Annotated in this window: 17 protein-coding genes; 12 read left to right on the forward strand and 5 right to left on the reverse strand. The window is 58.4% G+C overall.

The features are described 5' to 3' along the window. Positions 1-14 precede the first annotated feature (14 nt). From tssM to BMX80_RS10915, 7 genes are read left to right on the forward strand one after another with little or no spacing between them, the layout of a single operon-like run. Positions 15-3,527: a type VI secretion system membrane subunit TssM gene (gene tssM / locus BMX80_RS10885; RefSeq protein WP_074868294.1), complete on the forward strand. Its 3,513-nt coding sequence runs from the start codon at positions 15-17 to the stop codon at positions 3,525-3,527. A gap of 5 nt (positions 3,528-3,532) precedes the next feature. Continuing rightward, positions 3,533-4,285: a PP2C family protein-serine/threonine phosphatase gene (locus BMX80_RS10890; protein ID WP_139214102.1), complete on the forward strand. Its 753-nt coding sequence runs from the start codon at positions 3,533-3,535 to the stop codon at positions 4,283-4,285. Next, positions 4,282-5,286 carry a serine/threonine-protein kinase gene (locus tag BMX80_RS10895; protein WP_074868299.1) on the forward strand — a complete coding sequence of 335 codons (1,005 nt, stop codon included), beginning with the start codon at positions 4,282-4,284 and terminating at the stop codon, positions 5,284-5,286. The genes BMX80_RS10890 and BMX80_RS10895 overlap by 4 nt, the downstream gene beginning before the upstream one ends. A 39-nt stretch (positions 5,287-5,325) precedes the next feature. After that, positions 5,326-7,422, forward strand: coding sequence for a type VI secretion system Vgr family protein (tssI, locus tag BMX80_RS10900; RefSeq protein ID WP_074868302.1), 2,097 nt, complete (start codon positions 5,326-5,328; stop codon positions 7,420-7,422). An 11-nt stretch (positions 7,423-7,433) separates the two neighbouring features. Beyond that, positions 7,434-8,441 (forward strand): hypothetical protein, encoded by a 1,008-nt coding sequence (locus tag BMX80_RS10905; RefSeq protein WP_074868304.1) that lies wholly within the window; start codon positions 7,434-7,436, stop codon positions 8,439-8,441. Positions 8,442-8,444: 3 nt separating this feature from the next. Next, on the forward strand, positions 8,445-11,765 hold the full coding sequence (locus tag BMX80_RS10910; RefSeq protein WP_074868307.1) for a hypothetical protein: 3,321 nt from the start codon (positions 8,445-8,447) through the stop codon (positions 11,763-11,765). Beyond that, on the forward strand, positions 11,747-12,280 hold the full coding sequence (locus BMX80_RS10915) for a hypothetical protein (protein WP_074868310.1): 534 nt from the start codon (positions 11,747-11,749) through the stop codon (positions 12,278-12,280). Before BMX80_RS10910 ends, BMX80_RS10915 begins: the two co-directional genes overlap by 19 nt. Before the next feature lie 114 nt (positions 12,281-12,394). Here BMX80_RS10915 and BMX80_RS17855 read toward each other — a convergent pair whose 3' ends face one another. From BMX80_RS17855 to BMX80_RS10930, 3 genes are all read right to left on the reverse strand, one after another. Then, positions 12,395-12,922 (reverse strand): hypothetical protein, encoded by a 528-nt coding sequence (locus tag BMX80_RS17855; protein ID WP_074868313.1) that lies wholly within the window; start codon positions 12,920-12,922, stop codon positions 12,395-12,397. Positions 12,923-12,925: 3 nt separating this feature from the next. After that, positions 12,926-14,509 carry a DNA recombination protein RmuC gene (rmuC, locus tag BMX80_RS10925; RefSeq protein ID WP_074868316.1) on the reverse strand — a complete coding sequence of 528 codons (1,584 nt, stop codon included), beginning with the start codon at positions 14,507-14,509 and terminating at the stop codon, positions 12,926-12,928. 88 nt (positions 14,510-14,597) lie between these two features. Continuing rightward, entirely contained in the window at positions 14,598-15,311 is a 714-nt protein-coding gene (locus tag BMX80_RS10930; protein ID WP_074868319.1) for an endonuclease, read from the reverse strand. A 108-nt stretch (positions 15,312-15,419) separates the two neighbouring features. Here BMX80_RS10930 and BMX80_RS10935 point away from each other — a divergent pair, with 108 nt between their 5' ends. The 5 genes from BMX80_RS10935 (at position 15,420) to dctM (ending at position 21,812) form a co-directional block, all read left to right on the forward strand. Next, positions 15,420-17,228 carry an ATP-binding protein gene (locus BMX80_RS10935; RefSeq protein WP_407922793.1) on the forward strand — a complete coding sequence of 603 codons (1,809 nt, stop codon included), beginning with the start codon at positions 15,420-15,422 and terminating at the stop codon, positions 17,226-17,228. Next, positions 17,225-18,574: a sigma-54-dependent transcriptional regulator gene (locus BMX80_RS10940; RefSeq protein WP_074868322.1), complete on the forward strand. Its 1,350-nt coding sequence runs from the start codon at positions 17,225-17,227 to the stop codon at positions 18,572-18,574. The genes BMX80_RS10935 and BMX80_RS10940 overlap by 4 nt, the downstream gene beginning before the upstream one ends. A 261-nt stretch (positions 18,575-18,835) precedes the next feature. Further along, positions 18,836-19,825 carry a C4-dicarboxylate TRAP substrate-binding protein DctP gene (gene dctP / locus BMX80_RS10945; protein WP_074868326.1) on the forward strand — a complete coding sequence of 330 codons (990 nt, stop codon included), beginning with the start codon at positions 18,836-18,838 and terminating at the stop codon, positions 19,823-19,825. A gap of 77 nt (positions 19,826-19,902) precedes the next feature. Further along, positions 19,903-20,532 carry a TRAP transporter small permease gene (locus tag BMX80_RS10950; protein ID WP_074868328.1) on the forward strand — a complete coding sequence of 210 codons (630 nt, stop codon included), beginning with the start codon at positions 19,903-19,905 and terminating at the stop codon, positions 20,530-20,532. Beyond that, on the forward strand, positions 20,529-21,812 hold the full coding sequence (dctM, locus tag BMX80_RS10955; protein ID WP_071871051.1) for a C4-dicarboxylate TRAP transporter large permease protein DctM: 1,284 nt from the start codon (positions 20,529-20,531) through the stop codon (positions 21,810-21,812). Before BMX80_RS10950 ends, dctM begins: the two co-directional genes overlap by 4 nt. Positions 21,813-21,897: 85 nt before the next feature. On the opposite strand, the gene BMX80_RS10960 is transcribed toward dctM, so the two are convergent. Further along, entirely contained in the window at positions 21,898-22,860 is a 963-nt protein-coding gene (locus BMX80_RS10960) for a DMT family transporter (protein ID WP_074868330.1), read from the reverse strand. Between the two features lie 16 nt (positions 22,861-22,876). After that, positions 22,877-24,079: a tetratricopeptide repeat protein gene (locus BMX80_RS10965; RefSeq protein WP_074868333.1), complete on the reverse strand. Its 1,203-nt coding sequence runs from the start codon at positions 24,077-24,079 to the stop codon at positions 22,877-22,879. Positions 24,080-24,166 lie beyond the last annotated feature (87 nt).

Below are 24,166 nucleotides of genomic sequence, written 5' to 3' on the forward strand. Positions count from 1 at the left end.
CAGGGACGACTGTCATGAAGGATTTTTTCGCGAAGTTGGCGAGTTTTTTCGCCAAAACCTGGGTGTGGAGCCTGTGCCTGGTATTGGTACTGAGCCTGTTGGTGTGGTTCGCCGGGCCGTATTTTGCCGTGGCCGAGGTGAAGTTCTGGGAGCCCGCCGTGAGCCGCTTAGTAACCATCAGCGTGCTGATGCTCTGCTGGGGCTTGGGGCTGGTGTTCAGCAACTGGCGCGCCAATCGCCGTAAGCAGGCCGAGGCCAGCGACGAAGCCGTGCAGCAACAACAGCTGCAGCAAGAGGTGATCGACGAAGAGCAAAGCGAGCTGCAGCGCCGTTTTAAAGACGCACTGCGCACCATTCGCCGCTCTAGCCTGTATCGCGGCCGTAGTGAGCGCTGGCGCAATGACCTGCCGTGGTACTTGCTGATCGGCCCGCAAGGCGCGGGTAAAACCTCGCTGCTGGATTTCTCCGGCGTGGACTTTCCGCTCAATCGCGAGCAGCAAAAACTGACCCGCGATATTGGCGGCACGCGCTACTGCGATTGGTACTTCGCCGATCACGGCGTGCTGATCGACACCGCTGGCCGTTATCTGTCGCACGATGAAAGCGCGGTGGATAAATCCGCCTGGCAGAGCCTGCTGGGCCTGCTGCGTAAGCGTCGTGCACGGCCGTTAAACGGTGTACTGGTGGTGCTGCCGGTGGATAGCCTGCTGAGTCAAAGCGAGCTGGCACTGGAAAACCTCGCCCGCCAAACCCGTCAGCGCCTGCACGAAGTGCACGAGCGCTTGGGCGCCGATGTGCCGGTGTATCTGGTGCTGAGTAAGGGCGACCAAATTAGCGGCTTCGATGAGTTTTTCGATCAGCTGTCGCGTGAAGAGAGCGATCAAGTGCTGGGCGCGAGCTTCCGCATCGAGCAAAACGCCGCCGATGCACAAACCGTGCGCCAAGAGTTTGAAGAGCTGCTGCGCCGCCTAAACAGCCAAGTGATCATGCGCGTGCATCAAGAGCGTGATCAGCAGCGCCGTGGGCGCATTCTCGACTTCCCGCATCAGCTCGGCCAATTGGGCGAGCCGCTGTGTTTGTTCACTGAATTGGCGTTCTCTGGCAACCGTTATCAGCGGGCCAGCAAGCTGCGTGGTTTTTACCTCACCAGCGCGCCGAGCGTGGCCAGCGGCATGGACGCACAAACCGCCAGCATCGGCCGCAACTTGGGCCTCGACCGTGGCTTGCTGCCTACCTATCAAAGTGGCCGCGCGCGCTTTATTAAGCAGCTGCTTACCGAAGTGATCTTCCCCGAGGCTGACTTGGCCACGTTGGATAAGCGCGAGGTGAATCGCATCAGCTGGGGACAGCGTGCCCTGTATGCGGCGGCGATTGTTGGCGTGAGCGCCATGGCCGCGCTGTGGGCGCTGGGCTTTAACCAGAACCACAATCGCCTGCAAAATCTTGAGGCGTATTGGCTGGAGCTGCGCGACCTGCTCGGCGCTCAGCAGGGTTTAGAAGACGCCGAAGCGCGTCTGCCGGTGTTGGATAAAGCCTACGCGGCGAGCTTGGAGTTTCCGCCGAGCAGCGATGAAGCGCTGTGGCGCCGCGCCGGTCTGTATCAGGGCGAGCAGGTTAACCCTGAGCTACACCAGCACTACCGTCAGGTGCTCGCCAGCCAACTGTTGCCGCAAGTGGCTGCGCAGTTGGAAGGCCAAGTGCGCGCCAATCGCCAAGACCGCGAAACCCTACTCAACAGCCTGCGCGCTTACCTGATGCTCAACATGCACGAGCGTCTGGATGCCGACTTCCTCAAAGAATGGCTGGCCGCCGATTGGTCGCAGCGCTATCCCGGCGATAACGCCGTGCAGAGCGGTTTGAACGGCCACTTCGAGCGTTTGTTGAGTGAATCGTTCGCCCCGTATCCGTTGGATAACGCCCTAGTGGCCGAGGCCCGCGCCATTTTGCGCAGCGAGTCGCTGGCTAACGTGGTGTACCGCGAGCTGCGCGCGCGCTCGAAAGAGATGGCGCCACTGAGCTTCGATCAAGTGGCCACCGGCTTCCGTGGGGGCGATTACCGTATCCCGGGCCTGTACACCCAACGCGGTTACAAGCAGGTGTTTATTAGCCAAGGCGGCCAGCTGCTGCGCGATATTCTGCGCGACAACTGGGTGCTGGGTGATGACAAAGAACTCAGCGTGATGGACATGCGCCGCTTGATGGCCGAGGTCGAGGCGCTGTACTTCCGCGATTACGCCAGCCATTGGAGCGACGCGGTGAATCGCCTCGAACTGTTGCCCGTGCTTGAAGCCGAGCAGGGCGCGACCTTGCTGTCGCAGCTGACTGCTGCCGACTCGCCAATTCTGGCTGCGCTTAAGCTAGTGCGTGAGCACACCCAGTTCAAAGGCTTAACCGATGCCGCCGGTGAGGCCGACTTAGACGCCGCCGGGCAACTGGCGAAAAACAAAAAGCTCGGCAAACTGGCCGCGCAAGCAGCGAAGAAAGCTCAAAAGTCGCTGGCCGATTTGCCGGCCACGGCGCGCCAGAGTGTCGAGCAGCGCTTCGCGCCGCTGCATCAGTTGTTGGATGAAAACGCCGGCCCCACTGCCGATCTGGCGCAGGCCATGCAATCGCTGAACAGCCTGCAACAGCTGTTGTTTAGCGTGGCGCACGCCAGCAATCCGGGGCAAACCGCCTTCGATCTGGCCAAAGCGCGCATGCGCGGGCAGAGCGGTGCCATCGGTCAGCTGCGCTATAACGCGGGGCGCTTGCCGCAGCCGGTGGGCAACTGGTTTAGCCTCACCGCGCGGGAGAGCTGGAATCTGCTGCTTAAGCAGTCCTACGGCTACCTCAACCGCCGTTACCAAGACGAGCTGTACAGCTTCTACGCCAGCGCCTTGGATAAGCGCTATCCGTTTGCCGCGCACAGCGACAGCGAAGTGGCACTGGCGGATTTCCGCGAGTTCTTCAAAGAGCAGGGCGTAGCCCAGCGCTTCTATGAGGACTACCTGAAAGCCTTCGTTAGCCTCGACCACGGCCGCTACAAGCTGCGCCGCGTGGATGACATGGTGCTGCCGGTGTCGCGTGATTTCCTCGCCCAGCTGAATCGCACGCAGGTGATTCAACGCAGCTTCTTTGCCGAGAACCCCACCGAGCCGCAGATTCTGTTCAAGCTTGAGCCGTATTCGCTCGACCCCACCGTGGGCCGCGCCGACTTCCGTATGGCCGATCAGCAGATGGAATACCGCCACGGGCCGATTGTGCAGCACGCCTTCCGCTGGCCTGCGCAAGCCGGTGAAGCGCGCGTCAGCCTAACGCTGGAAGACTTGAGCGGTCGCCGCGTGGCGCAAGAGCAAAACAACGGCGTGTGGTCGCTGTTCCGCTTGCTCGACACGCTGAATGTCGACCACTTCAGCGGCCGCGATGTGCTGATGGTGAAAGCTGATTTGGGCGGCTTGCGGGCTAACTACCTGCTGCATAGCCAGCGCTCGCCGAACCCGTTTGACTTGGCGCAGCTGCGTCAATTCCAACTGCCGGCGCAGCTCTGATGGGTATGCTGCAACCTGTCGCCGCGCGCTGGCGTAGTGCCGCGCGCAGCGACATCGGCAAAGTGCGGGCGCGTAACGAAGACAGCTTCGTGAATCTGGCCGAGCGCGGCCTGTGGCTGGTGGCCGACGGTATGGGCGGCCACCGCGACGGTGCGCTGGCCAGCCGCTTAATTGCCGAAAGCTTAAGCGAGCTGCCCTTCGAGGCGCTGAGCCTTTCTGAGCGCACCCGGCATGCGCAGCAATGTTTGCACTGGTTAAACCGCCGCTTTAGCGACGAACTAACCCTGCTCGCCGACCGTAATCTCGACCCCGTAATGGGCAGCACAGTGGTCGCCCTATTGGCCGAAGGGCAGCAGCTCAGCTGCCTGTGGGCCGGCGATAGCCGCTGCTATCTACTGCGCAATCGCCAGCTGTATCAGCTCAGTCGCGATCACTGCTTAGCGCGTGAGCTGGTCGAGCAACAGCAAGTAGATGCACAAACCGCCGCCAAGCATCCGCAAGCACAAGCGCTCACCCAAGCGATCGGCGCGGCTAGCGAGTTAAAGCTAGAAATGCTCGAGCTCGAAGCGCTGCCCGGCGATGTGTACTTGCTGTGTAGTGATGGCCTGTATCAGTACTTAACCCCCGCGCAGCTCTGCGGGGCGCTGGCCTCACCCAGCCCCGAACAAGCGCTGGAGCGCCTGTTTGCCCAGGTGCTCAGCGGTCCGGCGCGCGACAACTTAAGCGCCGTGGTGCTGCATTACGGAGGCCGCGCATGAACGATGCGCTAGAAGCGTTACGTGTCAGCGAACCCGCCCCCGAACAGGGCGAAGATGCCTTTGCCGAGTTTGCCGCCAGCGCGCGCTCGGGTTCGCTGCAGGCGCAACAGAAGCATCTAGCCGGTAATGCTTTGCCCGAGGTGTTGTGCGGGCGCTATAAGCTGGAGCGCCTGCTCGGCGTGGGCGGCATGGGCGCGGTGTACCGCTGCCGTGACTTGCTGCGCGAGCAATTTGGCGACCCGGAGCCTGTGGTGGCGGTGAAGGTGCTCAGCGAAGACTTTTGCGAGTACCCCGACGCCAATGCGCTGCTGTACAGCGAGTTCGCCCTCACCGCGCGTTTGCGCCATGCGCATATCGTGCGCCTGCACGGCTTTGAGGTGGATAACCACAGCGGTCGCGCGTTTATCGTCCTCGACCTGCTCAAAGGCATCACTCTCGACCAGCTGCTATCCAGCCAGCAAGGCCTGCCGTGGGTGCAAGTGCAGGAGATCGGCCAGCAGCTGTGCCAAGCCCTAAGCTATGCCCACGAACAAGGCGTGCTGCACGGTGATATCAAGCCCAGCAACTTAATGCTCGGCGACGACGGCATCACTCTGTTCGACTTTGGCTTAGGCCAAGCGGAAGAAAAACGCCTGCCCGGTTTACCGCGTTTGGCGCGCAACCGTTTTGCCGCGTGGACGCCACGCTACGCCGCCCCCGAACTGCTGGACGGCGGTGAACTGACTGCCGCTGCCGATGTGTATGCGCTGGGCTGCGTGCTCTATGAGCTGGCCAGCGGGCAACACCCGTTCCGCCGCTTAAGTGCCAAGCAAGCCGTGCAGACCGGGCTAACGCTTGAGCCTGCGGTGCAGTGGCCAGAAACCAGCTGGCCGATGCTGGCGCAAGCGCTGGAGTTTGACCCGCTTAAACGAATCACCCTCGCCGAGCTGCTACAAAGCTTGCGCGAGAGCCCCGCCGCTAACAGCGGCTGGCGCACGCGCTGGTTTGGCCGGCGCGCGTAAGGAATCACTACTTAGGAACTGGCGCAAGGAAGCAACCCCATGTTTAACCCGGCCAACACCGCGCATTTCACCCTCGCCATCGACGGGCTGGAGCACGACCTGCAAGTGCTCGCCTTCGAAGGTCGCGAAGCGCTCAATCAGCCGTACCGCTTCGACATCACCCTAGTCAGCGAACAGCCTGATCTGGACTTAGAATCGCTGCTGCACCGCCGCGCGTTTCTCGCCTTCACCCCGCAAGGCGAGGGTGTGCACGGCATGCTGCAACGGGTCGAGCAGGGCGAGTCTGGCCATCGGTTAACCCGCTATCACGTCACCCTGCAGCCGCAGCTAAGCTACTTGGCGCTACGCCATAACCAGCGGATTTTTCAGCACTTAAGCGTGGCCGACATCATCGCCACTGTGCTGGAAGAACACGGCATCACCAGCACCGACTCCCGCTTCCAACTCGGCAGCCTGTACCCCGAGCGCACTTACTGCGTGCAGTACGACGAAAGCGACCTGCACTTTATCCAGCGCCTGTGCGAAGAAGAGGGCATTCATTACCACTTCGAGCACAGCACAGCCGGTCATGTGCTGGTGTTTGGCGACGACCAAACCAGCTTCCGCAAACTCGGCCAGCCCACGGTGTATTTACCCGACAGCGGCATGACCGCCGACGAGCCGGTGATCAAGCACTTCGCCGTGCGCGTAGCCAGCCGCACCCGCCGCGTGACCCGTCGCGATTACGACTTCGAAAAGCCGCGTCTGCTGATGGAAGCGGCCTTTACGCCAAACGATGAACGCCGCGAACCGGATCTAGAAGACTACGACTACCCCGGCGCCTTCACCGAACGCCCGCGCGGTAAGCACCTAAGCCAACGCATTCAAGAACGCCACCGCGCCGACTACCAACAAGGCCAAGGCGATAGCGACCAACCGCGCTTAGTCACCGGCCACCTGCTGGAAATCAGCGACCACCCGCGTAAAGAGTGGAACGACCTCTGGCTACTCACCGAAGTGCTGCATCACGGCAAACAACCGCAAGTGCTGGAAGAAAACGCCGACATCCTAAATTACCCCTTTCCAAAGGGGAGAGGGGTTAGGGGTGAGGGTAAAAAAAGCGGTGAGGGCCTAGAAAGCGCTGAAGCCTTCGAGCAAGGCTACCGCAACCACTTCCTCGTCACCCCGTGGCAAGTGCCGTACCGCCCGCCGTTTGTGCACCGCAAGCCGCAAGTGCTCGGCAGCCAAACCGCCGTGGTCACTGGCCCGCAGGGTGAGGAAATCCACTGCGACGAATACGGCCGCATCAAGGTGCAATTCCACTGGGACCGCGAAGGCCAAGCCAACGAACACACCAGCTGCTGGCTGCGCGTGGCGAGTAATTGGGCCGGCGACCGCTACGGCGGCATCGCCATCCCGCGTATCGGCATGGAAGTGCTGGTCACCTTTTTAGAAGGCGACCCTGACCAACCGCTGGTGACTGGCTGCCTGTTCCATAAAGAACATCTGGTGCCCTACGACCTGCCGGCGAACAAAACCCGTAGCGTGTTCAAAACCCTTTCGAGTCCCGGCGGCGGGGGTTATAACGAACTGCGTATCGAAGACAAAAAAGGCCAAGAACAGATCTACCTGCACGCCCAGCGCGACTGGGACGAAAACATCGAGCACGACCAGCGCATCCGCATCGGCAACGAACGGCATGACACGGTGGAGGCCAACAGCCACACCGAACTGCGCCTCGAAGAGCACCACACGGTAGTTAAAGACCGCAAAGTGGAAGTCAAACCCGACGACCACTTGACCGTCGCGCAAGAACAACACATCCAGCTCGGCACCGCCCAGCTCACCAAAGCAGGCCGCGAAATCCACCTTAAAGCTGGGCAAAAAATGGTCATCGAGGCCGGCACCGAACTGACCATCAGCGCCGGCGGCAGCTTTATCAAACTCGACCCCGGCGGCATCACCCTAGTCGGCCCACTCGCCCGCCTCAACGAAGGCGGCAGCCCCGGCAAAGGCAGCGGTATAGCTATCAAGCCGCCGGTACTGCCGGGGGCGGCGGACAGCGATCAGGCGGGCAACCTGCTCGACGAGGCGCTGCTCAACTCGAGGCAAAAGACTGAAAACCAGCCGCAAGCATTTTTCCTGTTCTCTGAATAACGAGCCAAACCATGCCCACCCACTTCAAATCTCACTCGATATTCAGTATTGGCGCCCTGCTGCTTTGTACCCTATCCGGACAGGCCAGTGAGACCCAAAGCGAAACAACTTGCGGCACTGGTGACTTCAGAGCTTTTTTCCAGCAATTCGCTTCAGACTCGGCGTTGCAGCAAGCATCTATCGCCACGCCTTTGACTCTACAAACATTGAGCAAAGATCCATTACCTAAAATCAAACTGGAAAAATTGGACGAGACACAGCGTCTATCAGCATTAATCCCCACGCTAGAACAATGGACCGAACTAGGCCTGACTTTAGAATGGCTCCCTCCTTCCGCCGCAGTGTTGCGCGGACAGCGAGGGGAGTACATGCGCACCTTCGTTTTCAAGCGTCGCTCATGTTGGATGCTAAGCCGTGTGGAGGACTGGACACTGGGTGGTTCCCAAACCATTACTACAAGCCGAAATGACGCAGCCCACTGCTTATCACGCGGCAAGGCTTATGAGCATGTAGCTAATGTCGAGATTACTCCCTCGACGCAACAACTATTTATTGCTGCCCTCGATAGTTACCTATGTGCGGCGGCAGATGGCTCGGCAGAAGCAAGTTACTCGGCTGCCTCCCTCAGTCTGTCCGGACAAGCCCCGCGGCTAGAAAACAAACAGATAGAAGAGCTCTACACAGCAGCAGCAAAGCAATTGCCAGAAGCAGGACTTCCCCTATCTGACTTCTATTGTGATGAGGGCAACTACTCCAGCGAACGTCCTTGCGCAAACCCCGATAAAGCCGCACAGGCTTTGATAGCCAGCGCAGCGATGGGGTCAGCGGAGGCATTGAATCAATTGGGATATGCCTATGAGGCAGGCACCCTTGTTGAGCAGAACATTCACCACGCATTGGCTTGCTACAACACAGCTGCGGCAATGGGCCATGAACGAGCAGCCAAGAATATAAAGCGCTTGATTGGAAAGGGAATAGAACCCACCAAACAAGTCAAATGCATAGAGGCAGGACGCTAACCTATGAGCACAGGTTTACTTGAGCAACGCGCTAATTATACCGCAGCGAACTATGAGTACGGATACGGTAGCGGCGGAAGCAATGATGTAGACAAGGACAATCGCAAGGAGATCGACTGCTCCCATTTACTGCACAAAATGCTGCACGGGGCTGGTTACAACATTCCATACCAAACCACCGCTCAACTGAACAGCTCTATCTACTTTGAAGAAATTGCCGAGGAGGATGTTCTAGGAGGAGACATAGCGCTGTGGCGCACCGAGAATCACAAACACACAGGTGTAGTGGAGAGTTTTTTCCCTGCCACTGGTAAAGGTACTTTCTATGGCTCACAAACCTCAACCGGCCCAGCCTCTGCCAAGTTCGGAAGTGGTTACTGGCCGATACCAACCAAATTTCTAAGACCCAAGTTGCAGTACAAAACTGGGGGAGCGGCGCCTTTACAGCCAAGAGCAACACCTGAACAAATAGATAATGGTAGACCCTACCAGCTCCCAATTCGCAAAGCCGATGGCAATCACTATCAACTGGAAGAATTCTATAAGGCCTTGGAGAAAGAAAGCTCCGGTCACTACCTGTTGGGCAACCACGGCTTCTGGCATGGCGGCATTCACTTCAGCGAACTCAGTGCACCACAATGCACACTTAAGCAAGCCATTCGTTGCATGGCCGATGGCGAAGTAGTCGCCTATCGACTGAACAAGGAGTACCTCACCTCTACCTTTGAAGGCGAAACAGAGTGCAGCAATCTGCGTTACTCCACCTCCTTCTGTTTAGTGCGCCATACCTACGAGTCGGCAAAGCGACCGTCTGAAAAGAAGCCCGCGGCCACGACCGAATGGGTTGGCAAAACCGTGCAACTTACAACCTCTCGCAATGGGCGCGACGTTGCGAATACAACGCTGGGCTCCACGGGTGATTTTGAAGCACTGATGCCAGTCGGTACAGAATTGCAGATCATCAAGACCCACGACACAAAAGACATGCGCTTCGCCCTTGCCAAGATCAAGGCTGCACTGCCCGGTCGTGATAGATCAGGGAACCCGGTCACGCGCGCAGCGACCAGCGAGATATGGTTCGCGGCCTTGGATAAGAGAGGCTCCGTTCTTAAAGGCAAAGACAAAAAAGACATATTCAAAGAGGTCCCTCTCGCACCCCAGGCTGCGGGCAAGCAAGAGCCTGCAAAACCGGAAACCAACAAGCTGTCATTCTTCAGCTTGTATATGCACCTGCTGCCTTTCGAGCAATACCCGTTGCAGGCGGGTGAGTACCACACACGCCTGCGCATCAAAGCTAAAAACCGCAATGTACGTAAAGAAGCCAACTTAACCGCAACACCGCTTGGGCAGATCGACTTGGGCGCGGAGGTCGAAGTGATCTCCATTACACCGAATCACCCAATGAAGCCCGGCGACACCACGACCTACGAATTGGCACAGATCAAAATTCTCAGCAAAGGCGTTAGGAAGGCTGGCGTGCAGACCGCCAAGGTCGGCGATCTGGTGTGGATGGCCATCAGCAAAAGCGAAGCCAACAATGAAACGGAGCGATACGTCGAAGAAATTCCGCAACAACAACGCGTTCGCCCCTCTTACTGGAAAGGCAAGGTCAAGGCCCGGCTGAAGAAACGCGTACCCGCTTTCAGTACACCTGAAGCGTCAACCGATAAAAGAATGGGGCAACTCGCCGAGAGCAGTGTGCTGGAGTACGCATCGGACGCCGTCAAACGCGTTCAGCGTGACGGTCGTCAGCAGCTAATGGCGCCTTGCACCCTAGTCAGTGGCGGGTTCTGGGATACGCCTATCTGCCCCGCAGGCCCGATTTGGGTAGCGTTGGACGCCAACTCGACAGAGCTAATACCTGATGATCCGTGCGATTTCGATTCAGTTGTCACCTGCGCCATTCCGATCAAGGCAGGCGATCCCATCGGCTATATGGGGCTCTATGAAACCCTCGCTAGCCCCAAGGGCGGCGTCAAGAGCAAACATCAGGTACATATAGAACTCTTCTCAACCGACCCCGGCTTAGAGACTTTTTTGAAGAATCCGGCAGGATTGAAGGATGGCAAACAGTACCTACGGGTTGCAAAGGGTAAAGTTATCTACAACAAGAGCGGCACCGACGCTGCACCCGCTTTTACCCCCAGCGGTCAAGTTGTGAATGAAAACTATGTCATCAACCCGAACCAAGCGAAGCTACTCAAGGCGCCGGACAAAAAAGAGTGGTACCACATCAAGGTCACCTCGGCAGGCGCAACCGTAGATGGTTACATTGCCAAGCAAGATGCTGAAATGATCTGTCAGCACGACAGAGAAAAATTAGGCTTTCAGATCGTTAAGGAAAACAACGGAAACGCCGACGGCTTCCTTGATCCCGAGGCCACCCCGGACTTCTACCAGGCGCTCTATAAAAAAGTCGATGCGTTAGGTAACAAGGACGGTAAGGTCACGCCTGATGAGATCGCGAGTGCTCTGAAAACCCCAAAACTGCGCGACCGCTGGTCGAAGCTGATTGGCTACCATCCTACTGAATGGCAAGCAAAGTCGAGTGAGGCGAAGTGGCAGCCATTGACTGAACTACTCAAGTACTCCCCAGACGTGCTCCGGCATGAACAGGAGCGTATCGACAATTTAGTATTTTGGGATGAACTGGCCGGGGCGATGCAAGTGTCGTTGCCGAAGCAGGTGCATCACTTACATCCAATCGAATTTATTGGATCTCTGACCCTACAAAAAACAGAGCTAGATAGTATTATCAGAAAGATCGGGGATATTATTTCTCATGGCGAAGGGAATTATGAATCATACAACACCGGCACTAAAAATGTGCCCGGTGGGAAAGTTGGCTTCTCATTTATAAATCCGCCCGCCGGGACTGTTACAGGAAAAACAATAAATTCAATTATATCCACGGAAAATTTAGCTGGAACTGATAGAGGTAGAATGTTTGCAACTGGAAAATACCAGACGATAATATCAACCTTGAACTCAGCAAAACGCAAAATGCATTTAACTGGTGAGGAACTCTATGACGGAGAGATGCAAGAACGCGTCTTCAGAGAATACCTAATCGATAAAGCTGGCGGCGGAAGCTTATCCCGCTTCGTAAAAAATGGAGAAGGCTCTATCGACGACGCGCAATACGCAGCTGCAAAGGAGTGGGCTTCAATTGCCGCACCAGCAGGCATGAAAATTAAAGATGGCAGGACATCCGACGGCACACTCTCATATCACGAATCAAGAGCAAATACAGCTAACATGAAATCTACCACTCTACTTCGAGACGCACTAAGAGAGGCTAACCAATGCCAATGGGATCAATAAATTTTTACTTAGTCGCACTAGCACTATGTGTGTCATCGGTGGGCTGTGCATCTCAACAAGCAGTGCCAGAAACCGAAACAACATATCCATCTGCCAAGGTAAGAATTGAGTACTCCAATCAGGATGGCTGCTCGTTCTCGTATAGCCCAGTAAATTTTTGCGATGAAAAACATATCAACGCAGTAAGCACTGCTATCGCAGAGAGCATGCCAAATTTTAACAATAACTACATTTTACTAACAATTTCAGAGCGCCCTGAATACCATCAAAAGTCAGTTGTCGCGATAGATCCTTCAACCGGTTTTTTCTATCCAATCCCCATAGACGCATACTCAGGAACCCCGAGCGATACGGACCCTGAGGGTAAGGATGGAAAGATTTCATTTGGTTTAGACAGTAACGAAGTCTGTATAGATGGTGACATATTGGTGTATCGAGCAATAACAACAGGGAATTTCTGTTTTTATTTTCAAGATGGTAAATTTATTGGTCACCCCACCGCATATATGAATTAACCGAGCAATATATGCGGCAAGGGGTCAGATTAACAAAATGCTCGCAAGGTCGAGTCAAAAAACGTGTACAGATACAGTATTCACCTGACACTGCCCCGCTTTACTAAGTCGACCTCAACCCTGAGCGCGCCAGCGGCGCCATAACCAATACACGGTGCCGAGCATTAGGCAGACGCCCATTAGCCGGGTAAAGCCGGCGATGCGGGTGTCGGCGGCTAGCATGCCCCACTGGCTGAAGATAAACGTCCAGTCGTGGTCGCCGCCGCCCACTAGGGGGAGTTGTTGGGCGCGGGCGTCGGCCATGTAGCGGCCAATGTTGAGCAGGTTTTCGCCCAGCCATACGCCGCTGATGGCAAACCCTAAGCTGTGTCTTTGGCGATAGAAGTGCACAGCAAAGACGCTGGGGAACAGCAGTTGCATTAAGGTGCCGCCATACACCATCAGGCCGCTGTGCAGTAGGCCGAACAGCGGGTGCCCGGCTTCATGCAGGGCGAGGTTGGCGTGGTCGAGTAGGAATACCCATTGCTCGCGGGTGGCGAAGTGTTGCCACGCTACATACAGCACGGCCAACGCCAGCCCGATCAGCGCCCTGCCAGAGACGCCTTGCCAGTGCTGGTTTGCTTCTTGGGTGTTGGCCTGCATGGGTTAATCGTCGGCGCTTTCCAGTAGCGCTTCACGTTCGCTGCGGGTCAGTTCTAGCTGGCCTTTTTCCACCCATTCTTCGCTAAGCTCGGCTTTCACCGACACGCCCAGTTCGCGGAATTCGCTGACTTGTTTGACCAAGTTGCCGGGGCCATTGACCAGCTGGCCGCAGGCTTTCTGGTAGGCGTCTTGGGCTTTTTCGAGGCTTTTGCCCACGGTGTCCATGCTGGTTAAGAAGGTGCGCAGCTTGTCGTACACCTTGGCGGCTTTGTCGGCTAGCTCGGCGGTGTGTTTGTTCTGTTCTTCAAAGCGCCATAGCTGACGCACGATGTTGAGGCTGGTAAGCAAGGTGGTTGGCGTAGCGACCAGCACATTTTGTTGCAAGGCCTTTTGGAACAGTTGCTCGTCGGCGCGCAGCGCTTCGACGAAGGCCGATTCGATGGGGATAAACATAAACACCATCTCTGGCGAGTTAAGCCCCGGCAAATCGTAATAGTGGCGCTCGGACAGTTCGCGAATGCGCTCGCTGATGGCCTTCACATGCTCGCTGAGGGCCAGTGCGCGCTCGTTGTCGTCCTCGCTGTTCACATAGCGGGTGTAGGCGTTGAGCGACACCTTGGCGTCGATGATCAGGTGCTTGTCTTTGGGCAAGAACACCACGGCATCGGGGCGGCTGCGGCCTTCGCTGTGGCTCACGCTGAACTCGCGTTGGTAGTCGATGCCGGCACGCAGGCCAGAGCGTTCCAGCACGTTTTCCAGAATCAGTTCACCCCAGTTACCCTGCATTTTCTTTTGCCCGCGCAGCGCGGTGGCCAGTTGGTGGGCTTCTTCGGTGATCTGCTGGTTGAGCGCCTTAAGGCCTTGCAGCTCGGCTTGTAGCGCGGCTTGCTGCTGGGTGTCTTTGTGGTGGATGTCTTCGACCTTCTGGCGAAAGCCGGTGATCTGCTCGCGGAAGGGTTTGAGCAAGGCGTCTAGCGATTGCTGGCTGTGCTGCGAGAAGGCTTGGCCTTTGGCCTCGAAGATTTGGTTGGCCAGTTGGTTGAACTCCAGCTTGAGCTGCTCGCGGCTTTCTTTAAGCAGTTGCTGCTGCTCGGTAAAGTGCTGCTGGCGTTGCTCAAGGGTGGTGTTCAGGGTGGCGTGTTCTTCGCGCAGCTGGGCCAGTTGTTGTTGGTTGTTAGCCAGTTGCGCCGCCTGTTGGCTGAGCTGCTCGCGCTGCTCTTGGCTGTGCTGCTGGGCGGCTTCGAGGGCCGCTTTGTGGCGTTCGGCCTGTTCGCTCACGCTGAGCAGGCGCTGTTGTAGTTGCTCCAGCTGACGTTGGCTGTGTTCCAGTTGCTGCCGTGCTTGGGCGTGCTGCTTGGCCTCGCTGCTCGCGCTGAGCTGTGCTTCGCGCAGCGTGAGATCTTGCTGGTGCAGGCGCTGATTAAGGCTGTCGGCCAATTGCTGCGCGGCGCTGAGTTGCTCGGCATGTTGGGCGGCGCGTTGTTGCTGTTGTTGGCGGGCATACAAGGCCATGCCGAGCGTGCCGAGCAACGCGCCGGCAAAGGCGCAGAGGGCAAACAGGGCTTCGAGGGGCAATTGCAGGGGCATGGCGGGGGTACTCTTGGTGGTTCTGCGGCAAGCCTAACATGCAGCGCGACAGCGCGTGTCGCGCACCCGAGAGGGCAATCGGCAACGGTTAACGTTGCTGCGCGATTTGCTCGTTTAACGGCGCGGCGACGTGCGGGTTATGTCGGCCGATAGTGGCGGCAATCCGCGCATCGCGCTGGCGCTCGGCGTGGTCTACTGGGTCTTGCTTGGCCCAGGCGTTAAACAGTTGGCTTTGCTGGCGGCTAATCTGCAGCCCATAGCGATCGCGCATGTAAAAGTAGATGCGCGCGATGTCGCCGCGTTTATTGGCCGGAGGTTGAAAGCGGCGGGCTTTAAAGTCGATGCGAATCGGGCAGGCGCCGTGCTGCGCGGGCGTGCTGGGCAGCATGGCAAAGCTGTAGTTGCTGCGGTCGCCATTCACCTCGCCAATCGCCGGCACCAGATTGTGCAGGTCGGCTTCCATCTGCCGGAAGCGGGCATCTTTACTGCAGGCTTTGCGTCCGCCGTGTTGCCAGCATTGCAGTTGATGGCCAAAGGCCCACGCCGGCACTACGTGCTCCCACTCGATGCGTGCCGCGCGTTGGGCGTTTTTGCGCGGCGTATAACCACAACTTGCCCAGTCGGCACGCAGTTGTTTGCCGTTGTGTTTAATCGTGCAGGCGCAATAAAAGCTGCGTTGCCCTAACGCCAGCGCCAAGCTTGGCAGCAGCTTTTTGGCGGCATAAAAACTGCTCGGTTCGGCATAGGCAGGCAGGGCCAGCAATGCGCACAGGAGTAATCCACAACGGGAGCCAAACAACATGGCAAAGGCCTTGGCGTAAGCAAAAGCGCGGCTTTTTAGCAGCCAATGCGTTGTCCGGCAAGTGAGCCTGCTAAGCTTTTATTCCCTTCGGCCTTTTCGGTTGTTTGCCTGTTGAGCACCGTTATCCCCCGCCATATTCGTTGGCGCTCGCTGTTTTTGCTGGCGCTGTTGATGACCACCTTGCTGTGGCCGCTGAAATATTTTGCCGAGCGCTACTACCTTGAGCGGTTGATGGAGCAGCACCGGCAAACGCTGGATTTGTACGTGGCCAACTTGTTGGGCACCTTGCACCGCTTCGAGGTGTTGCCGCAGGCGCTGGTGCGGATGCCTGAGCTGCGCGCGCTGTTAATGGCCCCGCAGGCAGCGCCCACGCAGCGGCAGGTTAATCAGTTGTTGGCGCAGTTCGCCGCGCAAAGTCAGGCCGAAGCGGTGTATTTGATGGATGCGCGCGGCACCACGCTGGCGAGTTCCAACTGGCAAGAGGCTGACTCTTTTGTGGGGCGTAACTTCGGTTTTCGGCCGTATTTTCGCCAAGCCATGCAGGGGCAGCCAGGGCGCTTTTTTGGCTTGGGGGTGACGTCGGGGCGGCGAGGGTATTTCTTTGCCGCGCCGTTATTGAGCGATGCCGCCGGCACACCGCAAACCCTCGGCGTGTTGGCGGTGAAGGTCAATCTGGATGCCACCGAGGTGTTGTGGGGCAAAGGCCCAGAGCACTTTTTGGTCACCGATGAGCTGGGCGTGGTGATTTTATCCTCGCGCGATGATTGGCGCTTTCACGCCACGCGCAGCCTGTCGCGTGTGGAGCAAGAGCTGATCGCCGCTCATCGCCCCTACGGCACGCCGTCGCCAGCGCCGCTGCAGTTAGACCACAGCCAGTGGCTCACCCAAGAACGCTTCTTAAAAGAGGTCGGCTGGACGGTCAGTATTCTGGCCCCGCAACGCTTGCTCAGCACGCCGGTGCGAGAGGCGCTGTTGACCGCGGCGGCCGTGCTGCTGGTGTTGCTGCTGGTGCTGGCGGTGTTGATCCAGCGCCGCCGGCATTATCTCGAGCACCAAGCGCAAGATGCGCGCGCGCGCCGCGAGCTGGAAATCCGCGTGCTGGAGCGCACCGCCGCGCTGGAAAGCCTCAACACCCGTTTGCGCGCCGAAGTGCACGAGCGCGAGCAAACCCAGCAAGCCTTAGTGCAAGCACAGGATGACCTCGTGCAGGCGGGCAAACTGTCGGCGCTGGGCACCATGAGTGCCAGCATCAGCCACGAACTTAACCAACCGTTGGGCGCCATCCGCAGTTATGCCGATAACGCGGGGCTGCTTTTGCAACAAGGGCGCACCGAGGCGGTCAGCGACAACCTGCAGCAAATCAGCCAGCTCACCCAGCGCATGGCGCGCATCATCGCTCACCTAAAAGCCTATGCCCGTCACGAGGCGCCAAAGCCCGAGCCGGTAGAGCTGTGCAGCGCGCTGGATGATTCGCTGGTGCTGCTCGAGCGGCGGCTGAAAAAGCTCGGCATCACCGTGCAGCGCGACATCCCCGATACCCCGCTGTGGGTGCTGGCCGGCGACACGCGGCTGCGGCAGATCTTAGGCAACTTGCTCAGCAACGCGGTGGATGCGCTGGGCGAGCAACGCGGCGAGCGGCGCCTTTTTGTACGCATTCAGCAGCAAGGCGAACGCCTGCGGCTGATTTTGCGCGACAGTGGCCCAGGGTTTTCCGACGAAGCTTTGCAGCGCGCCCGCGAGGCGTTCTTTACCACCAAAGCGCGCGCCGAAGGCCTTGGTCTGGGCTTGGCGATTTGCGATACCCTGATCCGCGCCGTGGCTGGCGAACTTCAACTGGCCAATCATCCCGAGGGCGGCGCCCTCGTTACCCTGCAATTGCAATTGTGTACTGCCCCCGTAAGAGAGCCTGAGGCATGACGCCGATAGACCGCGTATTACTGATCGACGACGACCCTGACCTGCGCCGCGCGCTAACCCAAACCCTCGAATTGGCCGGCTTTAGCGTAGAAAGCCGGGGCAGCGCCGAAGGGCTGTTGGCGCAGCTCGATCACATGGATTTGGGCGTGATTGTCAGCGACATTCGCATGTCGGGGATGGATGGCATGCAACTCTTGGGCGCCTTGCAGCAACGCGACCCTGCCTTGCCGGTGATTTTGATCACCGGCCATGGCGACATCGCCTTGGCGGTTGAGGCGATGAAAAACGGCGCATTCGATTTTCTCGAAAAACCCTTCGCCAGCGAGCAATTGGTCGACCGAGTGAAGCGTGCGCTAGAGCAGCGTGCTTTGGTGCTGGAAAACCGCCAGCTGCGCTTACAGCTGGCCGAGCAGAGCGGTTTGGGCGCACGTTTGATTGGCCAGTCGGCAGGCATGCAGCGCTTGCGTCAGCAGCTCGGCGCCTTGGCGGCCACCCATGCCGATGTGCTGATTCTGGGCGAAACCGGTACCGGCAAAGAGGTGGTGGCGCGTGCGCTGCACGACTTGTCGCCGCGCCGCGCGGCGCCGTTTGTGGCGATTAATGCCGGCGCTTTGGCGGAGTCGGTGGTGGAAAGCGAGCTATTCGGCCACGAGCCGGGCGCTTTCACCGGCGCCAATAAACGCCGCATCGGCAAGTTTGAGTTCGCCAACGGCGGCACGGTGTTCTTGGATGAAATCGAAAGCATGACGCTCGAGGTGCAGGTCAAACTGCTGCGCCTGCTGCAAGAGCGTGCCGTCGAACGGGTCGGCGGCAATCAGCTGATTGCGCTGGATATCCGCATTATCGCCGCAAGCAAAGAAGACCTGCGCCAAGCCGCCGATGAAGGTCGCTTTCGCGCCGACTTGTATTACCGCCTGAATGTTGCCGCACTGGCGATTCCACCGCTTAAGCAGCGCGGCGATGACATCCTGCTGTTGTTTAAGCACTTCGGCCAACGCGCCGCCGAGCGTTATCAGCTGGCCTTGCCAGAGCTCAACGCTGCCGAGCGCGCCGCGCTACTGGGCCACGACTGGCCGGGTAACGTGCGCGAGCTGCAAAACTGCGCCGAGCGCTTTGCCTTGGGGCTGGGCTTAGTGATCGGCAGTCACAGCGCGCCGGAGCTACCGACAGCCGATGGCCAAGGCTTGGCCGCACGGGTTGAAGCGTTTGAAAAAGCCCTGATCGAAACGGAGCTGCTGCGCGGCCATAACAGCCTGAAGGCCATGGCCGAGGCGCTGAATATTCCGCGTAAAACCCTGCACGACAAACTGCGCAAGCACGGCTTGCAGTTTGCCGACGAGGATTAGCCAACGCGCTGCACCGCTCTGCGTGCAGCTTGTCGCTTACCCTGCTGAACGCTGAATAGCGTTGGCGGTTTTCCGCCACGCTGCGCGCATCGCTTTGGCGAGCTTTCGCCATGCCTGTTCAAGGTTTTCTATGAAATCCTAATTAATTCAATGGGTTGGGTGGATTAATAAGGCTGGCACGCCTGCTGCTATGTCAGAGCACGGCTTTGCTCCCCTGCCGGTGGAGCAACCGCACTGACAATCACAACAATGAGGTGTGCCATGTTGAAGTTTTCTTTGCGTGCGTTGGCGTGCGCGCTGTCGCTAACCGCTGTGGCGGGTTTTGCTCAGGCCGAGCCTGTGGTCATCAAGTTCTCCCACGTCGTGGCGGACTCCACCCCCAAAGGCCAAGGCGCCTTGCTGTTTAAGCAGCTGGCCGAAGAGCGCCTGCCGGGCAAGGTAAAGGTTGAGGTGTATCCCAACTCGTCGCTGTACGGCGATGGCAAAGAAATGGAAGCCCTGCTGCTGGGCGATGTGCACATGATTGCTCCCTCATTGGCCAAGTTCGAGCAGTACACCAAGAAGCTGCAGGTGTTTGATCTGCCGTTCCTGTTCGACAACATCCAAGCGGTGGACCGCTTCCAGCAAAGCGCCGAGGGCGTTGCCCTGCTGAAAAGCATGGAAGACAAGAACATCACCGGCCTGGCTTATTGGCACAACGGCATGAAGCAGCTGTCGGGCAATAAGGCGCTGCGCGAACCGAAAGATGCGCGTGGGCAGAAGTTCCGCGTACAGGCCTCTAAGGTGCTGGAAGAGCAGTTCAAAGCACTGCGTGCCAACCCGCGCAAAATGGCCTTCGCCGAGGTGTATCAAGGCTTGCAGACTGGCGTGGTGAATGGCGCCGAAAACCCGTGGTCGAACATCTACAGCCAGAAGTTCTTTGAAGTGCAGAAGTTCATCACCGAAACCGACCACGGCGTGCTCGACTATATGCTGGTCACCAATACCGAGTTCTGGAACGGCCTGCCGGCAGATGTGCGCAGCGAGCTGGACAAGATCGTGGTGGAAGTCACCGCCAAGGTGAACGAGCAAGCCGAAGCGCTGAACCAAGGTGACAAGCAGCGCATCAGCGAAGCTGGCACCAGCGAAGTCATCAGTCTGACCCCTGAACAACGTGCCCAGTGGCGTGAAGCCATGCGCCCAGTGTGGGGCAAGTTTGAAGGCGAGATCGGCGCCGATCTGATCAAGGCAGCCCAAGCGGCCAACCAATAAGCCGTTATCTGTGACTAACCGAGTGCCTGTTTGTGGGCACTCGGCATAACGATAAAAATCACTTTGCGGAGCCTGCCATGAGCGCCCTGATGCGCGTCTGGAACCATTTCGAAGAAGCGGCGATTGCTTTCTTGCTCGGTGCCATGACGCTGGTGACCTGCACCTACGTGTTACTCAACAACCTCTACACCGTGTTTTATTGGCTGGCTGATCGCTGGGAAGGCGCTAGCGAGCTGATGTTCGCCATCGGCGATTTCATCATCGGTTATGCTCAAGCGATGACCTGGAGCCCGGCGCTGACCAAAGCGTTGTTTGGCTGGCTGATCTTTTTGGGCATGGCCTATGGAGTGCGCACCGCTGGGCATATCGGCGTGGATGCGCTGGTCAAGCTGGCCCCGCGTGGCCTGCAAAAAGTGCTCGGTTTAATCGCCGTGTGCGCCTGTATCGCTTACAGCCTGCTGATGGCCAGTGGCAGCTATGCCTGGGTCAGCGTGCTGTTTAAGGCCGGCATTGGCGCTGAAGACCTCGACCACTTTGGCATTCTGCAAGGCCATATCGCGCTGATCGTGCCGTTTGGCTTTGGCCTGATGGCGCTGCGTTTTGGCGAAATCCTCCTGCGTATTGTGCGTAACGAACAGACCGGCCTGGGCCTTGCCGATGAAGCCGCCGACGCGCTTAAGCACATGGACGAGGAGGCCAAACCATGACCATCGCCTTCCTGTTTATCTGCCTGTTTACCTTGATGCTGATCGGCGTGCCGATTGCCATCTCGTTGGGCTTATCCGGCGCGGCGACCATCTTGCTGTTCAGTGAAGACTCCGTGCGTTCGCTGGCCATCAAGCTGTTCGAAACCAGCGAGCACTACACCTTGCTGGCCATTCCGTTCTTCCTCTTGGCTGGCGCCTTTATGACCACCGGCGGCGTGGCGCGGCGTTTGATCGACTTCGCCAACGCCAGCGTGGGGCATATTCGCGGCGGCTTGGCGATTGCTGCGGTGATGGCCTGCATGCTGTTTGCCGCGCTATCTGGCTCCAGCCCCGCCACCGTAGCGGCGGTGGGCTCGATTGCGATTGCCGGCATGGTGCGCTCGGGGTACCCGCAGGCGTTTGGCGCCGGCATTGTCAGTACCGCCGGCACGCTGGGGATTTTGATTCCGCCGTCGATTGTCATGGTGGTGTACGCCGCCGCCACAGAAAGCTCTGTCGGTAAGCTGTTTATGGCTGGCGTGGTGCCGGGTCTGTTGCTGGGCTTGATGCTGATGGTGGCGATCTATGTGATCGCGCGGAAGAAGAACCTGCCCGCGTTGCCACGTGCCAGCTTGCGCCAGTGGCTATCCAGCGGCCGCCGTGCGCTGTGGGGCTTGCTGCTGATGGTGATCATCTTGGGCGGCATTTATTCCGGCATGTTCACCCCCACCGAAGCGGCGGCGGTGTCGGCAGTGTATGCGGCGATCATCGCGCTGTTTGTCTACAAAGACATGCGCGTGCGCGAATGCCCTAAGGTGCTGCTGGATGCCGGCAAGCTGACCATCATGCTGATGTTTATCATCGCCAACGCCATGCTGTTTGCTCATGTGCTGACCACCGAGCAAATTCCCCAGACCATCGCCGCCAGCGTGGTGGAAATGGGCCTGTCGCCGTGGATGTTTCTGCTGCTGGTGAACGTGCTGCTGTTGATTGCCGGCAACTTTATGGAGCCCTCGGCGATCATCTTGATTCTGGCGCCGATTCTGTTCCCGATTGCCATGGAGCTGGGCATCGACCCGATTCACCTCGGCGTGATCATGGTGGTGAACATGGAAATCGGCATGCTCACCCCGCCGGTTGGGCTCAACCTGTTTGTCACTAGCGCCGTCACCGGCATGAGCCTGCCGGCCACTATTCGCGCCGCTGCGCCGTGGCTGGTGCTGCTGCTGGGCTTCTTGGTGGTGGTGACTTATGTGCCGGCGGTGTCGCTGTGGCTGCCCAATGCGTTGGGTATGCCGTAAGGCGGGTGATTGATTGCCTCCTGAGCCGTTTCTCTCGTGGGTCGCAAGACCACACTTCTCTCCCCGGGCGTAAGCCCGGTTTTTTTTATTCTGGCGCGGCTGCCGGGTGAATCAGCGCTTTGCGTTTGCGCGGCCAACTAAAGCCTGCCGGGCGGTTGCATAGGTAGATGCCAGCAATGGCAATCGCGCCGCCGATGGCAATCAGCAGGTTGATCTGCTCACCGAGCAGCAGCACGCTGAGCAGCACCGCACTTAACGGGTTTAAGGCGATAAACGCGCCGCTGCGCATCGCGCCAATGCGCGCAATGGCGGCGTAATACCAGATATATGCCAGCGCCGAGCCGAGCACGCCCAAATAGGCCAAGCTGAGCCACTGCGCCGCGCTGATCTGGCCAAGCAGGCTGACGGTTAATTCGCCTTGCCACCACGCGCAGGCCAGCAGCATGGCGCTACCGGCGAAGATGGAAAAACTCACGGTAAACAGCGGGCCAATGCTGGCGGTCATCGGCCGGGCGCACACGGTGTAAATCGTCCAACTGGCTACGCAGCCTAAAATCAGCAACTCGCCTTGCCCGGCCCCCCAGGTGGAGCCGAGCGCGTTGGGGTCGCGGCTGATGATCACCAGCATGGCGCCGACAATGCAGGCGGCAATGCCGCTGAGCTTGAGCGGGCTGAGTTGCTCGCGGTACAGCAGCCATGCCAGTAAGGCGATGCCGGCGGGGTTGAGGGCGACAATCAGCGAAGCGCGCGAGGCGCTGATTTGGCTTAAGCCGTAAAAGAAACACAGGTTATAGGCGAAGATGCCCACCAGCCCCAAAGCGCAGACTTGCGCCGTTTGCCGCCAATTCAGGCGCGGCCAAGGTTGGCGGTGCACCAACAGTAAGAACCCCAGCAAGGTTAGGCTGGCCAGCATAAAACGCAGCGCTGCGGCGGCCATGGCGGGTAACTCTGGCCCCAAAAAGCGCCCGGCGACAAAGGTGCCGCCCCACAGGCAGGCCACCAAAGTCAGTTGCAGGTAGGTTTTAAAGTCGCCGGGTAAAACGGGCATAGGCGTCACCAATACGTCAGGCCGTGGCGGCCAAATGGGTGTCACAAGCATTCAGAGTGATATCGAGTAGCTCGCGCTGGGCGTGGCTACCACCGAGTAAATCCCAGTATGGCCGACTGCTGCGCAGGGCGCGCTGACAGGCCACAGGGTTATCCAAGGCAAATTCCAGCAGGCCTTTGAGGACCAAAATGCCAGTGCGATGGGTGAGGGTGTCGAAGCCCATTTCATCGCATTCGCTGAGTAATTTTTCGATCAATTTAGGTTGTTCGGTGGCGGTAAAGGCCAGCGCCGCGTGTATGCGATGCAGGTACGAGGTGCTGGCGCCAATACTGCCCAGCCAGCTGATGGCCAGGTCATCCCAAAGTGGCGCTAAGCAGGTGTGCAGCTTCGGGTGTTGCAGGCGCGCGCGCCACAGAAAACCCACGGCATCTAAGTCTTGTTTAGCGAAGAAGCTCGGCTTCATGGCGTAAAAATCTTGGAAGGCGACATAGGCTTGTTGCTCTTGCTGGCACTCGTAATAGGCCATCGCCAAGTGCCAGCCCACATGCATGCCCATGGCGGCGTGGTCTTGCCAGATGGCTTTGCAGTCTTGCAGAAAGTCACGCACTTGGCTAAACGCGCCTTGTTCGTGCAGAGCATGCGCCATGGCATGGATGGCGTAGACATTGCGCGGGTCAATGGCCAAGGCATTTTCGGCCAACTCACGGGCATCGATATAGCGGCGCGCCTCTACCCAAGCAAAGGCCTGAATCGCCAAGTGGTGACTTAAAAACGGTGAGGTTGTAGGAGGTTGGTTACACGCCGGCGTGATGCTCTTAGGCAACTCGTGGGTACGTCCGGCGAAGAACTGGCACTGGTGCAGCATAAACAGCACGGCAGTGTCGGCGGGGTATTCACTCAGGTGTTCGGTAAACAGGCGGCACGCTTGGGCTAAATCCAGTTTGCACCAGTGCTTGAGTGCCGGTAACACCCAGCGATATAGGCCGGGTGCTTGGGCGCTGCTGAACACGCTATCTAACTCGCGTAGGGCGGCCAGATTGCTTTTGTATTCGTTTAGCGTGAGCAACTCCACAGCGCTCAGCGCGGCGTGGTATTGGCGAACCTCATAGCTACCGAGCTGGTGCTGCGCCGGTAGCGGCTGCATGGCAAGAAAGCACTCGGTCAACTGCGGACACACGGCGCTTAAACCATAGTCTGCAGAGAAAGAGATCAAGTTCATGGCAACGTCCTTGTTTAAGGGTCCATACGAGGCTGTCGTTGCGCGCCCCGGGGGGAGCTTGTCGGCAACGCCAAGCGAGGGCATTCT

Source organism: Atopomonas hussainii (assembly GCF_900109735.1).
Classification (GTDB): domain Bacteria; phylum Pseudomonadota; class Gammaproteobacteria; order Pseudomonadales; family Pseudomonadaceae; genus Atopomonas; species Atopomonas hussainii.

What these genes read in the sequence shown, in the direction of transcription:
- BMX80_RS10930 (WP_074868319.1), bottom strand. Translation starts at nt 15,311, where the DNA reads ATGTTGTTTGGCTCCCGTTGTGGATTACTCCTGTGCGCATTGCTGGCC.
- BMX80_RS10915 (WP_074868310.1), top strand. Translation starts at nt 11,747, where the DNA reads ATGCCAATGGGATCAATAAATTTTTACTTAGTCGCACTAGCACTATGT.
- BMX80_RS10910 (WP_074868307.1), top strand. Translation starts at nt 8,445, where the DNA reads ATGAGCACAGGTTTACTTGAGCAACGCGCTAATTATACCGCAGCGAAC.
- BMX80_RS10890 (WP_139214102.1), top strand. Translation starts at nt 3,533, where the DNA reads ATGCTGCAACCTGTCGCCGCGCGCTGGCGTAGTGCCGCGCGCAGCGAC.
- BMX80_RS10965 (WP_074868333.1), bottom strand. Translation starts at nt 24,079, where the DNA reads ATGAACTTGATCTCTTTCTCTGCAGACTATGGTTTAAGCGCCGTGTGT.
- BMX80_RS10940 (WP_074868322.1), top strand. Translation starts at nt 17,225, where the DNA reads ATGACGCCGATAGACCGCGTATTACTGATCGACGACGACCCTGACCTG.
- BMX80_RS10960 (WP_074868330.1), bottom strand. Translation starts at nt 22,860, where the DNA reads ATGCCCGTTTTACCCGGCGACTTTAAAACCTACCTGCAACTGACTTTG.
- dctP (WP_074868326.1), top strand. Translation starts at nt 18,836, where the DNA reads ATGTTGAAGTTTTCTTTGCGTGCGTTGGCGTGCGCGCTGTCGCTAACC.
- BMX80_RS10905 (WP_074868304.1), top strand. Translation starts at nt 7,434, where the DNA reads ATGCCCACCCACTTCAAATCTCACTCGATATTCAGTATTGGCGCCCTG.
- BMX80_RS17855 (WP_074868313.1), bottom strand. Translation starts at nt 12,922, where the DNA reads ATGCAGGCCAACACCCAAGAAGCAAACCAGCACTGGCAAGGCGTCTCT.
- tssM (WP_074868294.1), top strand. Translation starts at nt 15, where the DNA reads ATGAAGGATTTTTTCGCGAAGTTGGCGAGTTTTTTCGCCAAAACCTGG.
- dctM (WP_071871051.1), top strand. Translation starts at nt 20,529, where the DNA reads ATGACCATCGCCTTCCTGTTTATCTGCCTGTTTACCTTGATGCTGATC.
- rmuC (WP_074868316.1), bottom strand. Translation starts at nt 14,509, where the DNA reads ATGCCCCTGCAATTGCCCCTCGAAGCCCTGTTTGCCCTCTGCGCCTTT.
- BMX80_RS10950 (WP_074868328.1), top strand. Translation starts at nt 19,903, where the DNA reads ATGAGCGCCCTGATGCGCGTCTGGAACCATTTCGAAGAAGCGGCGATT.
- tssI (WP_074868302.1), top strand. Translation starts at nt 5,326, where the DNA reads ATGTTTAACCCGGCCAACACCGCGCATTTCACCCTCGCCATCGACGGG.
- BMX80_RS10895 (WP_074868299.1), top strand. Translation starts at nt 4,282, where the DNA reads ATGAACGATGCGCTAGAAGCGTTACGTGTCAGCGAACCCGCCCCCGAA.